Below are 11,758 nucleotides of genomic sequence, written 5' to 3' on the forward strand. Positions count from 1 at the left end.
CAGGCGCACGGCCATCATCGCCAGATAGGCCATCATGTCGTTCTCGCCCAGAAACGACCGCATGGCGCGCAGCATCTCGGCCGCCGCCCCGTTGCCCGAGCGCAGCACCTCGGCATAGGCTTCTTCCGCCGAATCCGTCCAGTGCCAGGTGTCGTCGAAGGCCTCGATCTGGGCCGCGGACTCGTTCCCCGACGGCCCCCTGAAGAGCACGTTGTAGCTGGCGTTCGAGTTGAAGGGCGGGTCGAGGTAGATCAGGTCCACCGACTCGTCCGCGATCGACTCGCGCAGCACCTGCAGGTTGTCGCCGTAATAGAGGTGATTGCCCATGCGCGCCTCCCGCCGTCCTTGTCGCGCGTGACGGTTAGCACGACGTTGACGGACCTCGGCGCCGCGGACAAGGCCCCCCTTGCCCTCGCCCGCGCTTTGGGGTCCTCTGCCCGCCATGGTCGAGCCCCGCGCCGATACGCGCCCTCTCGCGGGGGCGCTCTGGATGCTCGCCGCGGGGCTCTGCTTCGTCGCGGTCACCGCGCTGGTCAAATACCTGGGCGACCGGGTGCCGGCGCCGCAGTCGGCCTTCCTGCGCTATCTCCTCGGGCTGGTCTTCCTGCTCCCGGCGCTGCGGCCGCTCCTGCGCGCGCGGCCCACGCGGCGCCAGCATGTGCTTTTCGGCGTGCGGGGGCTGCTGCACGCGGTGGGCGTGATGCTCTGGTTCTACGCCATGACGCGCATCCCGCTCGCGGAGGTGACGGCGATGAACTACCTCTCGCCGGTCTATGTCACCGTGGGCGCGGCGCTCTTCCTGGGCGAGCGGCTGGCGCTCCGGCGCATCGGGGCGGTCGTCGCGGCGCTCGCCGGGGCGATGGTGATCCTGCGGCCGGGCTTCCGCGAGCTCGATCCGGGGCATCTCGCGATGCTCGGCACGGCGGCGATCTTCGGGGCGTCCTATCTGCTGGCCAAGGTCGTCTCGGACGAGACCGACCCGGCGCTCGTGGTGGCGATGCTCTCGGTCTGGGTGACGGTGGGCCTCGCCCCCTTCGCCGCCGCGGTCTGGATCGCGCCGACGCTGCCCGAGCTCGGCGTCCTGCTCGCCGTGGCCTTCTTCGCCACGGCCGGGCACTACGTCATGTCGCTCGCCTTCCGCGCGGCGCCGGTGACGGTGACGCAGCCGGTGACCTTCCTGCAACTCGTCTGGGCGGTGATCCTCGGCGCGGCGGTCTTCGGCGAGGCGATCGACCCCTTCGTCGTCGCGGGCGGGGTGATCATCATCGGCGCCGTCAGCTTCATCACATGGCGCGAGGCGATGCTGAAACGGCGCGCGATCACGCCGGCGGGGCCGGAGACCAAGGGCTGAGCGCGGCGCGTGCGCCACGGGCCGCAGGCGCGTTAACCTTTTCTTAACTTTTCGCTTGAGCGACGCCTCGCGCGGTGGCGGACTCGGGGCATGCGCGCGGTTCTCTCGCTCTGCCTCCTCCTGATGGTCACACCGCTCGGCGCCGCGCCGGTCGGCCCGGCGCGGGTGATCGACGGCGACACGCTGGAGATCGGCGAGACGCGCGTGCGCCTGCACGGCATCGACGCCCCCGAGATGGGCCAGCCCTGCCGCGACGGAGGCGACGTCCGCGATTGCGGGCGCTGGGCGGCCGAGGCGCTGCGCGCGCGGGTCGAGGGGCGCGTCCTGCGCTGCGAGGCGCGCGACCGCGACCGTTATGGCCGGGTCGTCGCGCGCTGCGAAGCGGACGGCGAGGACGTGGCCGCGGCGCTGGTGCGCGCCGGGCTCGCCTTCGCCTACCGGCGCTACTCGATGGACTACGTGGAGGCGGAGAAACGCGCCCGCGCCGCCGGGCGCGGCCTGCATGGCCTGCGCATCGCGCGCCCCGAGGACCACCGGCGCGCGGCCCGCCGGTCCGAGCACCCCGAGCGCCCCGAGGGCTGCGCCATCAAGGGCAACATCGCCCGCGACGGGGAGCGCATCTATCACCTGCCGGGGCAGCGGTTCTACGCCCGCACCCGAATCTCCGAGCCCCGCGGCGAGCGCTGGTTCTGCTCCGAAAGGGAGGCCCGCGCCGCCGGCTGGCGGCGCGCGCGGCGCTGAGGCGGTTGATCCGGATCAAGGCCGGGGGCAGGGCGCCCTCCTAGGGTCAGGGAGACACGAAAGGAGACCGCATGTCCCACACCCCGCACGAGCTGCACGACGAGTTCCCCGGTTACGCGGCCAGGATCAGCGAGCTCAAGCAGCACGACGCGCATTTCGCCAAGCTCGCCGACGACTACCACGAGCTCAACCGACAGGTGCACACCGCCGAGACCAACGTCGCGCCGGTCGCCGGCCTGACCGAGGTGGAACTGCGCAAGAAGCGCGCCGCGCTCAAGGACGAGATCGCGGCCTATCTGAAGGACTGAGGGCCGGCCGCCGGGTGGCGCGCCCCGCTCGGTGCGCCCGTGCGGGCGCGTCTCGCGAGGAGGCCCGCCGAGCGCCCGCTCACCCCACGTCGTAGGGCAGCACCTCCCGCCGGTCGGGGTCGATCCTGAGCTGACGTTCGAGCGGCGGCACCGAGCGCTGGTGACAGTTCGCGCGTTCGCAGATGCGGCAGGAGATGCCGATCGGCTCGAAGGCGCGGGCGTTCCCGAGGTCGAGATCGTCGGCGTAGACCAGCGCGCCCGCATGCGCGACCTCGCAGCCGAGGGCGATGGCGAAGCGGCGCACCGGCGCGCCGAAGCGTCCGCCGGGCTTCGAGACGTCGCGCGCGAGGCTGATGTAGCGCACGCCGTCCGGCGTCTCGGCGAGCTGGCGCAGGAAGCGGCCCGGCGTCTCGAAGGCGCGGTGCACGTTCCAGAGCGGGCAGGCGCCACCGAAGCGCGCGAACTGCAGCCGCGTGGCGGAATGCCGCTTGGTGATCGTGCCCGCCTGATCCACCCGCACGAAGAAGAAGGGCACGCCCTTCGCTCCCGGTCGCTGTAGCGTCGAGAGGCGGTGCGCCACCTGTTCGATCGAGGCCCCGAAGATCAGCCCCAGCCGCTCGAGATCGTGGCGCGTGCCCTGCGCGGCCTCCAGGAAGCGCGCGTAGGGCATCATCGCTGCGCCCGCGAAATAGTTGGCGAGCCCGATCTTGGCGATGGCGCGCGCCTCCTCGCTCTGGAAGCGCCCGAGGTCGAGCGTCGCCTCCAGCAGCCGGTCCTGCGTGAGAAGCGCGAGCTGCAACAGCATCTGGAAGGTCTGCGTCTCCGCCGCCGCGCGGGACGAGAGCGTGAGGCGCCGTGCCTCGGGGTCGTGGCGGCGCAGCGTCTCCGTGTCGGCGAGATCGACCGTGACCCCCGCGGCCGCGAGCCGGTCGGCGGCATGGGCGCGCATGTCGCCGGCGCCGTCGGCGAAGCGCTCGGCCGCGCGGTCCACGGCGTCGATGTAGTTGTCGCAGTAGTGGAAGAAGTCGCGCACCTCCTCCCAGGGGGAGGGGCGGGCGCGGCCCTCGGCGCCGCCGAGCGCCTCGTCGAGCGCGGCGAGGCGTTCGTGCACCTCGCGGTAGGCGCGATGCAGGTCGAGGAAGGCCCGCGCGAGCGCCGGGGCGTTCGAGGCCGTCAGCCGCAGGTCCTGCATCGGCGGCGCGTCGGCGAAGACCGGATCGGCCAGCGCCTCGCGCATGTCGGTGACCAGTCGCTCCGCCTCGCCGGAGCCGAGCTCGGTCACGTCGAAGCCGAACTCCTGCGCGAGCGCCAGAAGGACGGTCGTCGAGAGCGGCCGGTTGTTGTTCTCCATCTGGTTGTAGTAGGGGAGCGAGATCTGGAGACGCTCCGCCAGGTCCTTCTGAGACAGGCCGAACCGCTGCCTCACCTCGCGGATTTTGGCTCCGGCGTACAGCTTTTTGGGGCGGTGCGATGCGGTCATGTGATTCCTTTAGGGAACATCGGGACACACGAAGGACACAAGGGGCTCACGGATACCTACCACGCGGCGAAGGCTTTGAGGACTGATGCGCCGTAGACCGGCCGCCGGCAGATCCGGCCGTCGCGGAACTCGAGACGCATCATCCGTAAATCAGCGTTCAATCGGGACCCTCGATTGAACCGGGGACGTCCTTGCAGGCAAGGGGACAGGATCCGAGACGGTCGGCAGCGGGACACCCAGTACCGTCCATCGATCGCCCGAGACCAGGTGTGTGATCTGGACCCGCTCCTCGTACGACCATACCGCCCAGCGGCCCCGGGACGCCGCGCAGCCAAGGCCTGACACATGGATGAACTCGATCCCGGCTCCGAACCGAAGAAGACATCCTTGCCAAACCGGGCGTATCCACACATGGGCGGCTCCCGCGGGGTGCGGAACATACGCTGCACCATCCCGGCCGCAGCATCGGACGTAGCGGTCACGCAACGCCATGCGTCAGGACGAGCAGTCACCGTGTTCCGCGTGGCAGCGATCACCATCGACACATGCGCGTCATCGCAGCACGACAGGGCCCGTTTCACTCGCCACGGAGTTGCGATGCCGGGGTGGCGCCACAGCGGGCCAGGGACTCTGCGGCGCCACCTCGGGCCGGAGGTCGGATCGGCGCGCTTCCATGCCGGACGGCAGGGGAGCGTGGGCGCACCCGCGCGGCGTCAGAGCATGGCGGGGACGACCTGATCCGGCGGCCGGTGGCCGTCCGCGAAGGTCTTGACGTTGAGGATCACCTTCTCGCCCATCTCAAGCCGTCCCTCGCGCGTGGCCGACCCCATGTGCGGCAGGAGCACCACGTTGCGCAGCTCGCGCAGGTGCGTGTCCACCTCGGTGCCGCGCTCGTAGACGTCGAGCCCGGCGCCGGCGAGTTCGCCCGCGCGCAGCATGCGTGTCAACGCGTTCTCGTCGATCACCTCCCCGCGGGAAGTGTTCACGATCACCGCGTCGGGCTTCATGAGCCGGAGCCGACGCGCGTTGACGAGATGGAAGGTCGAGGGCGTGTGCGGGCAGTTGATCGACAGGATATCCATCCGCGCGAGCATCTGGTCGAGGCTTTCCCAGTAGCGCGCGCCGAGCTCGGCCTCGGTCTCCGGGCGCAGGCGGCGGCGGTTGTGGTAGTGCACCTGGCAGCCGAAGGCCGCGGCGCGCCGCGCCACCGCCTGCCCGATGCGGCCCATGCCGAGGATGCCGAGGCGCCGCCCCGCGAGCCGCCCGCCGAGCAGGGCGGTGGGCGCCCAGCCCTCCCATTCGCCCGCCTGCATGGTGGCGAGGCCCTCGGGGATGCGGCGCGTGACGGCGAGGATCAGCGCCATCGTCATGTCGGCGGTGTCCTCGGTCACCACGCCCGGCGTGTTGGAGACGAGGACGCCGCGCGAGCGCGCCGTCTCGACGTCGATGTGATCGACCCCGGCGCCGTAGTTGGCGATGAGGCGCAGCCGCTCGCCCGCCTGCGCTATGAGCCCCGCGTCGATACGGTCCGTGATCGTGGGCACGAGCACATCGGCCTCGCGCATCGCGCACGCGAGCGCCTCGCGGCTCATCGGCGTGTCGTCCTGACGCAGGCGAACGTCGAACAGCTCGCCCATGCGGGCCTCCACCTGCGCGGGCAGGCGTCGCGTCACGACCACAGTCGGGCGCTCTGGTGCCATGCGGGTCCTCCTCCTGCTTCCCTCTCCGGGGCGGTGGTGGCACAGTGCCGTGCGAGAGGCCGGGGCACAAGAACCCCGCCCGACGAAAGAGCATCCGAGGCTGTCGAGACAGTGATCTTCATGCGCCGCATCCTGTGCCGGGCCGGGCTGGCGCTCGGTCTGCTTCTCGCCCTTCCCGCCGCCGCCGAAGAGCGGGGGGCCGTCACCAATCTGCCGTTGCCGCGCTACGTCTCGCTGAAGGCGTCGGAGGCGAACGTGCGCCGCGGACCCTCGCTCACCCATCGCATCGACTGGGTCTTCGTGCGCCGCAACATCCCGCTCAGGATCACGGCCGAGCACGGGCACTGGCGCCGCGTGCAGGACCGCGAAGGCGCGGGCGGCTGGGTGCATTACTCGATGCTCTCCGGCGTGCGCACGGTCACGGTGGAGGAGGACCGCCTGGCGCTGCGCGCCCGTCCCGATGTGCGCGCGCCGGTGACCGCAGAGCTCGAGGCCGGGGTGATCGCACGGCTCGGCGACTGCCGGCCGGACTGGTGCCGCCTGACGGCGGGCGGTTATCGCGGCTGGGCGCGCAAGGCCGGTCTCTGGGGCGTCGCCCCGGAAGAGCTGCGCGACTGAGGGGGCGCGAAAATGCGCGGTTCCCTTTGGTCATGGTCGCTGTCTTTCGTTTCCTTGTCATACGGCGTTCATCGAACTGTCATATGCCGTGGCTACGGCGCACCCGGGGAGCGCGACTGTCGCGCACCGTCCAGACACCGGACACGCCCGCGACGCCGCGGGCAGAGGGAGAGACGAGACATGCAGACGAGGACCATTCTTGCGGCCGCCCTGATGGGCACCACGGCCGTCACGCCGGTCGTCGCGCAGGAGCGCACGAAGGTGGACTTCTGGCACGCGATGGGCGGCCAGCTTGGCGAGATCACCGACGGCTTCGCCGAGGATTTCAACGCCCGTCAGGACTCCTGCGAGGTCGATTCGATCTACAAGGGCAACTACACCGAGACGATGACGCAGGCGATCGCGGGCTTCCGCGCCGGCGAGCAGCCGCACATCGTGCAGGTCTTCGAGGTGGGCACCGCCACGATGATGGCCGCAGGGGACAACGGCGCGATCTACCCGGTCCACGAGCTGATGGAGGATGCGGGCGTCGCCTTCGACGAGAGCGATTACATCCCGGCGGTGATCTCCTACTACACCGACACCGACGGCAACCTCCTCTCGCTGCCCTTCAACAGCTCGACCCCGGTGATGTGGTACAACGCCACCGCCTTCGAGGAGGCCGGCGTCGAGGTGCCGACGACCTGGGACGGCGTGGTGGAGGCCGCGCGCGCGCTCAAGGAGAACGGCGTCGAATCGCCCTTCGGCTTCGGCTGGCAGAGCTGGACGCAGATCGAGACCTTCTCCGCCTGGCACGACCTGCCGATCGGCACCGAGGAGAACGGCTTCGCCGGCCTCGGCACGGAGCTCACCTTCAACAACGATCACGTCGTGAACCACATCGCGCGCATCGCCGAGATGGGCGAGGAGGGCCTCTTCTCCTACGGCGGGCGCCGCGGCGACTCGCGTTCGATGTTCGTGAACGGCGAGACGGCGATGTGGATCAACTCGTCGGCCTACTACGGCGGCTTCGCCTCCGACATCGAGGACTTCGAGTTCGGCCAGACCATGCTGCCGATCGACACCGACCTCGCCGACGAGCCGCAGAACTCGATCATCGGCGGCGCGACGCTCTGGGTGCTTCAGGGCCACGAAAGCCCCGAGTACACCTGCACCGCGGAGTTCTTCTCCTTCCTCTCCGAGCCCGAGCAGCAGGCGATGTGGCACCAGGAGACGGGCTACGTTCCGATCACCACCGCCGCCTACGAACTCAGCCAGGAGCAGGGCTTCTACGAGGAGGCGCCGGGCACCGACACCGCGATCGAGCAGCTGTCGCTGAACGAGCCCACGCCGAACTCCAAGGGCCTGCGCTTCGGCAACTTCGTGCAGATCCGCGACGTCATCAACGAGGAGCTGGAAGCGGTCTGGTCCGGCGACAAGTCGGCCGAGGAGGCGCTCGACGCCGCGGTCGAGCGCGGCAACGAGCTGCTGCGCCGCTTCGAAGCCTCGAACAGCTGATCCCCTGAACCGCAACGGCCCGGCCCCGTCACGGGGCCGGGCCTTCCTTTTCCGGAGCCTCCATGAAGCGCGTCGTCTTCCGGTCCAGATGGGTGCCTTACGCCCTGCTCGCGCCACAGATCGCGATCACGCTGATCTTCTTCTTCTGGCCCGCGCTGCGCGCCATCGAGAGTTCCTTCTTCATCGAGGACGCCTTCGGCTTCGCGCGCCAGTTCGTCGCCCTCGAGAATTACACGCGTCTGTTCAACGACGCCGGCTACCTCAAGAGCTTCCGCACGACGCTGGTCTTCGGCGTCGGCGTCACCGCGCTCGCCATGTCGATCGCGCTCACGCTCGCGGTGGCCGCGAACCGGGTGCTGCAGGCGACGACGCTCTACCGCACGCTGATCATCTGGCCCTACGCCGTCGCGCCCGCGCTCGCCGGCGTGATCTGGTTCTTCCTGATGAACCCCTCGCTCGGCATCGTGGCCTACTGGCTCGACCTCATGGGCTACGACTGGAACCATTACCAGAACGGCGATCAGGCGCTCCTGATGGTGACCGTCGCCGCCGCCTGGAAGCAGATCAGCTACAACTTCCTCTTCTTCCTCGCCGGGCTCCAGTCGATCCCCAAGTCGATGATGGAGGCCGCGGCGATCGACCGCGCGGGGCCGTGGCAACGCTTCTGGACGATCACCTTCCCGCTGCTGTCGCCCACGACCTTCTTCCTGCTGGTGATCAATTTCGTCTACGCCTTCTTCGAGACCTTCAGCCTGATCCACGCGACGACGAGCGGGGGGCCCTCGGATTCCACCTCGATCCTCGTCTTCCGCGTCTATCAGACGGGGTTCGTCGGGCAGGACTACGGCAGCTCCGCCGCGCAGTCGGTGATCCTGATGGCGCTCGTGATCGGGCTCACGGTGATCCAGTTCCGTTACGTCGAACGCCGGGTGAACTACTGATGGTCGAAAACCGCCCCCTCGCCACCTTCCTGACGCATGCGGTGCTGATCGCGGGTGTCGTCTTCCTCTGCTTTCCCGTCTGGATGGCGCTGGTCGCCTCCACCCACGGGCCGGACGCGCTCTCGAAGGCGCCGATCCCGCTCTGGTTCGGCGATCAGGGCTGGCAGAACTACCGCGACCTGCTCACCACCGGCCTGCCCGAGGCGGGCGGCGTGCCGGTCGGGCTGATGATGCTCAACAGCCTGATCATGGCGCTCGGGATCACCATCGGAAAGATCGCCATCTCGCTCATCGCGGCCTATGCGATCGTCTATTTCCGCTTCCCGTTCCGCATGGGCTTCTTCTGGATGATCTTCATCACGCTCATGCTGCCGGTGGAGGTGCGCATCCTGCCCACCTTCGACGTGATCACCCGGCTCGACATGCTCAACACCTATCACGGGCTGATCATCCCGCTCATCGCCTCGGCGACGGCGACCTTCCTCTTCCGGCAGTTCTTCCTGACGATCCCGGACGAGCTGGTGGAGGCCGCGCGCATCGACGGGGCGGGTCCGATGAAGTTCTTCCGCGACATCCTGCTGCCGCTCTCGCGCACCAACATCGCGGCGCTCTTCATCATCCTCTTCATCTACGGCTGGAACCAGTATCTCTGGCCGCTCATCGTGACGACGGACGAAAACCTCTACACCATCGTCATGGGAATACAGCGCATGGCCAACTCGGGCGAGTCGCTGCCGGTCTGGCACTACATCATGGGAACCGCGATGCTCGCGCTGATCCCGCCGGTGGTCGTGGTGCTGGCGATGCAGCGGCTCTTCGTGAAGGGCCTCGTGGAAAGCGAGAAGTAAGCATGGCAACGGTAGACCTGAAAGCGCTCGGCAAGACCTACCAGGGCGGCGTGCGCGCCGTGGAGGGGGTGGATTTCTCCATCGCCGACGGGGAGTTCATCGTGCTCGTGGGCCCCTCGGGCTGCGGCAAATCCACGATCCTGCGCATGATCGCGGGGCTCGAGGCCGTGACCGACGGCGAGGTGCGGATCGGCGGCGAGGCGGTCAACCGCCTCGAGCCGGGCGAGCGCGACATCGCCATGGTCTTTCAGAACTACGCGCTCTACCCGCACATGAGCGTGCGCGCCAACATGGCCTACGGCCTCAAGAACCAGGGCAAGCCGAAGGACGAGATCGCGCGCCGCATCGACGAGGCCGCGCGCACCCTGCAACTCGAGGCCTACCTCGACCGCAAGCCGCGCCAGCTCTCGGGCGGGCAGCGCCAGCGTGTCGCCATGGGCCGCGCCATCGTGCGCGATCCCAAGGCCTTCCTCTTCGACGAGCCGCTCTCGAACCTCGACGCCAAGCTCCGCTCCGAGCTTCGCACCGAGATCAAGGCGCTGCACCGCCGGCTCGGCGCGACCTTCATCTACGTCACCCACGACCAGGTGGAGGCGATGTCGCTCGCCGACCGCATCGTGCTGATGAACGGCGGCCGGATCGAGCAGATGGGCACGCCGATGGACCTTTACGCCCGCCCGGCGAGCCGGTTCGTCGCCGAGTTCATCGGCACCCCGCCGATGAACATCGTCGCCGCCGAGAGCCCCGCGGGCCGCGCGCTCGCCCACGGCGCGCGCCTGCCCGCGGGCACCGAATGGCTCGGTGTGCGGCCCGAGGCGCTGACGCCCGCGCGCGCCGGGCTCACGGGGCAGGCGGGGCTGATCGAGGCGCTCGGCGCCGACATGCTCGTCCACCTGATCCCCGAGGGGCACGATCACCCGATCGTCCTTCGGCTGCACGGCACCGCCGAGGTTCACGAGGGCGGCCACATGACCGTCGCCCCCGAAGCGGGCAGCCTGCGCGCCTTCGACGCCGAGGGGCGCGCGCTCGCGGCGGTCGAAGTGCCCGTCGCCGTCGGCGGCTGACCCGGACAGCGAAGAATTTTCGCAGGAAAATTCTTCACTCGCTGCGAGGGCCGGCATGGCGATTTTTCGGATGAAAAATCGCCCCGGCCAAGACGTTCGCGAAACGTCTTGGCGCTCAGGTCCGGGCGGCGATCCGGGGCCGGCCGGCGACATAGGTCTCGGCCACCGCGTCGCGCCCGCCCATCACCTGCAGCGCGAAAAGCTCCTCGGCGAGCGTCTCGGCGCGGTCCATCCGCAGCCGCATCGCCGGCGTCGCGCGCGCGTCGAGCACCACGAGATCCGCCTCGGTCCCTTCGCCGAGCGTGCCGATCCGATCCGCCAGTCCCAACGCCTCGGCGTTGCCGCGCGTGGCCCAGTCGAAGGCCTCGAAGGGGTGCAGCCGCTCGCCCCGGAGCGCGAGCGCCTTGTAGCCCTCGGCGAGCGTGTCGAGCATCGACCAGCTCGTGCCGCCGCCGATGTCCGTGGCGACGGCGGTCGTCACCCCCGCCGCCTCGAGCCCCTCCCGGTCGAAGAGCCCCGAGCCGAGGAAGAGGTTGGAGGTCGGGCAGAAGACCGCGCGGCTCCCGCTCTCCGCGATGCGCGCCACCTCGCGCCCGGAGAGGTGCAGGCAATGCCCGAGCAGCATCCGCGGCCCCAGGAGCCCCGCGCGGTCATAGGTGTCGAGGTAGTCGCGCGCCTCCGGGAACAGGCGGGCGACCTCGGCGATCTCGGCGTGATTTTCCGCGATATGCGTCTGGCGGTGGCAGTCCGGGTGCGCGGCCGCGAGCGCGCCCGCCGCGGCGAGCTGCTCGGCCGAGGAGGTCACCGAGAAGCGCGGCGAGATCGCGTAGCCGAGCCGCCCGCGCCCGTGCCATCGCGCGATGAGCGCCGCCGAATCGTCGTAGGCAGCCTGCGCGGTGTCGCGCACGCCCGCGGGGCAGTTGCGGTCCATCATCACCTTGCCGGCGACAAGTCGCATGTCCCGGCGCCCGGCCTCGGCGAAGAGCGCCTCGGCCGAGGCGGCATGCGAGGAGCAGTAGACCGCGGCGGTGGTCGTGCCGTGCTCCACCAGCCGGTCGAGGAAGGGCCCCGCCATCGCGCGGGCGTGGGCCGGATCGGCGAAGGCCGCCTCGGCCGGGAAGGTGTAGGTCTCCAGCCAGTCGAGAAGCTCCGCGCCCCAGGAGGCGACGACCTGAAGCTGCGGGAAATGGATGTGCGGGTCGATGAAGCC

The 11,758-nt window shown here is 69.8% G+C and carries 11 protein-coding genes and 1 pseudogene; 8 read left to right on the forward strand and 4 right to left on the reverse strand.

The window, feature by feature from the left end; translation table 11 throughout:
• Window positions 1-327 (reverse strand): annotated as a pseudogene (locus tag ACESL7_RS07115) (site-specific DNA-methyltransferase); the annotation flags it as partial.
• 115 nt (window positions 328-442) lie between these two features.
• Here ACESL7_RS07115 and ACESL7_RS07120 point away from each other — a divergent pair.
• The 3 genes from ACESL7_RS07120 (at window position 443) to ACESL7_RS07130 (ending at window position 2,400) form a co-directional block, all read left to right on the forward strand.
• A complete protein-coding gene (locus ACESL7_RS07120; protein WP_372892622.1) occupies window positions 443-1,351 on the forward strand; it encodes a DMT family transporter in 909 nt (302 codons plus the stop codon).
• 90 nt (window positions 1,352-1,441) lie between these two features.
• Window positions 1,442-2,092: a thermonuclease family protein gene (locus ACESL7_RS07125; protein ID WP_372892623.1), complete on the forward strand. Its 651-nt coding sequence runs from the start codon at window positions 1,442-1,444 to the stop codon at window positions 2,090-2,092.
• 71 nt (window positions 2,093-2,163) lie between these two features.
• Complete coding sequence (locus ACESL7_RS07130) at window positions 2,164-2,400, forward strand: HP1242/YdcH family protein (RefSeq protein WP_372892624.1); 237 nt, start codon at window positions 2,164-2,166, stop codon at window positions 2,398-2,400.
• 79 nt (window positions 2,401-2,479) lie between these two features.
• Here ACESL7_RS07130 and ACESL7_RS07135 read toward each other — a convergent pair whose 3' ends face one another.
• Both ACESL7_RS07135 and ACESL7_RS07140 read right to left on the reverse strand, forming a co-directional pair.
• On the reverse strand, window positions 2,480-3,880 hold the full coding sequence (locus ACESL7_RS07135; protein WP_372892625.1) for a helix-turn-helix domain-containing protein: 1,401 nt from the start codon (window positions 3,878-3,880) through the stop codon (window positions 2,480-2,482).
• A 713-nt stretch (window positions 3,881-4,593) separates the two neighbouring features.
• Window positions 4,594-5,580: a 2-hydroxyacid dehydrogenase gene (locus tag ACESL7_RS07140; RefSeq protein WP_372892626.1), complete on the reverse strand. Its 987-nt coding sequence runs from the start codon at window positions 5,578-5,580 to the stop codon at window positions 4,594-4,596.
• 120 nt (window positions 5,581-5,700) lie between these two features.
• On the opposite strand from ACESL7_RS07140, the gene ACESL7_RS07145 reads away from it, so the two are divergent.
• The 5 genes from ACESL7_RS07145 (at window position 5,701) to ACESL7_RS07165 (ending at window position 10,548) form a co-directional block, all read left to right on the forward strand.
• Window positions 5,701-6,198, forward strand: a complete 498-nt coding sequence (locus tag ACESL7_RS07145) for an SH3 domain-containing protein (RefSeq protein ID WP_372892627.1) — start codon at window positions 5,701-5,703, stop codon at window positions 6,196-6,198.
• A gap of 180 nt (window positions 6,199-6,378) precedes the next feature.
• Window positions 6,379-7,695, forward strand: a complete 1,317-nt coding sequence (gene ugpB / locus ACESL7_RS07150; protein WP_372892628.1) for a sn-glycerol-3-phosphate ABC transporter substrate-binding protein UgpB — start codon at window positions 6,379-6,381, stop codon at window positions 7,693-7,695.
• 62 nt (window positions 7,696-7,757) lie between these two features.
• Complete coding sequence (gene ugpA / locus ACESL7_RS07155) at window positions 7,758-8,636, forward strand: sn-glycerol-3-phosphate ABC transporter permease UgpA (protein WP_372892629.1); 879 nt, start codon at window positions 7,758-7,760, stop codon at window positions 8,634-8,636.
• Window positions 8,636-9,484, forward strand: coding sequence for a sn-glycerol-3-phosphate ABC transporter permease UgpE (gene ugpE / locus ACESL7_RS07160; RefSeq protein WP_372892630.1), 849 nt, complete (start codon window positions 8,636-8,638; stop codon window positions 9,482-9,484). The genes ugpA and ugpE overlap by 1 nt, the downstream gene beginning before the upstream one ends.
• Window positions 9,485-9,486: 2 nt before the next feature.
• Window positions 9,487-10,548, forward strand: a complete 1,062-nt coding sequence (locus ACESL7_RS07165) for an ABC transporter ATP-binding protein (protein WP_372892631.1) — start codon at window positions 9,487-9,489, stop codon at window positions 10,546-10,548.
• 115 nt (window positions 10,549-10,663) lie between these two features.
• Here ACESL7_RS07165 and guaD read toward each other — a convergent pair.
• On the reverse strand, window positions 10,664-11,758 hold a 1,095-nt coding region (guaD, locus tag ACESL7_RS07170), incomplete at its 5' end, for a guanine deaminase (RefSeq protein WP_372892632.1).

Source organism: Rhodosalinus sp., from assembly GCF_041685465.1.
Classification (GTDB): Bacteria; Pseudomonadota; Alphaproteobacteria; order Rhodobacterales; family Rhodobacteraceae; genus Rhodosalinus.

Coding starts and splice junctions, on each gene's coding strand:
- ugpB (WP_372892628.1), top strand. CDS start 6,379: ATGCAGACGAGGACCATTCTTGCGGCCGCCCTGATGGGCACCACGGCC.
- ACESL7_RS07145 (WP_372892627.1), top strand. CDS start 5,701: ATGCGCCGCATCCTGTGCCGGGCCGGGCTGGCGCTCGGTCTGCTTCTC.
- ACESL7_RS07120 (WP_372892622.1), top strand. CDS start 443: ATGGTCGAGCCCCGCGCCGATACGCGCCCTCTCGCGGGGGCGCTCTGG.
- ugpA (WP_372892629.1), top strand. CDS start 7,758: ATGAAGCGCGTCGTCTTCCGGTCCAGATGGGTGCCTTACGCCCTGCTC.
- ACESL7_RS07135 (WP_372892625.1), bottom strand. CDS start 3,880: ATGACCGCATCGCACCGCCCCAAAAAGCTGTACGCCGGAGCCAAAATC.
- ACESL7_RS07130 (WP_372892624.1), top strand. CDS start 2,164: ATGTCCCACACCCCGCACGAGCTGCACGACGAGTTCCCCGGTTACGCG.
- ACESL7_RS07140 (WP_372892626.1), bottom strand. CDS start 5,580: ATGGCACCAGAGCGCCCGACTGTGGTCGTGACGCGACGCCTGCCCGCG.
- ACESL7_RS07165 (WP_372892631.1), top strand. CDS start 9,487: ATGGCAACGGTAGACCTGAAAGCGCTCGGCAAGACCTACCAGGGCGGC.
- ACESL7_RS07125 (WP_372892623.1), top strand. CDS start 1,442: ATGCGCGCGGTTCTCTCGCTCTGCCTCCTCCTGATGGTCACACCGCTC.
- ugpE (WP_372892630.1), top strand. CDS start 8,636: ATGGTCGAAAACCGCCCCCTCGCCACCTTCCTGACGCATGCGGTGCTG.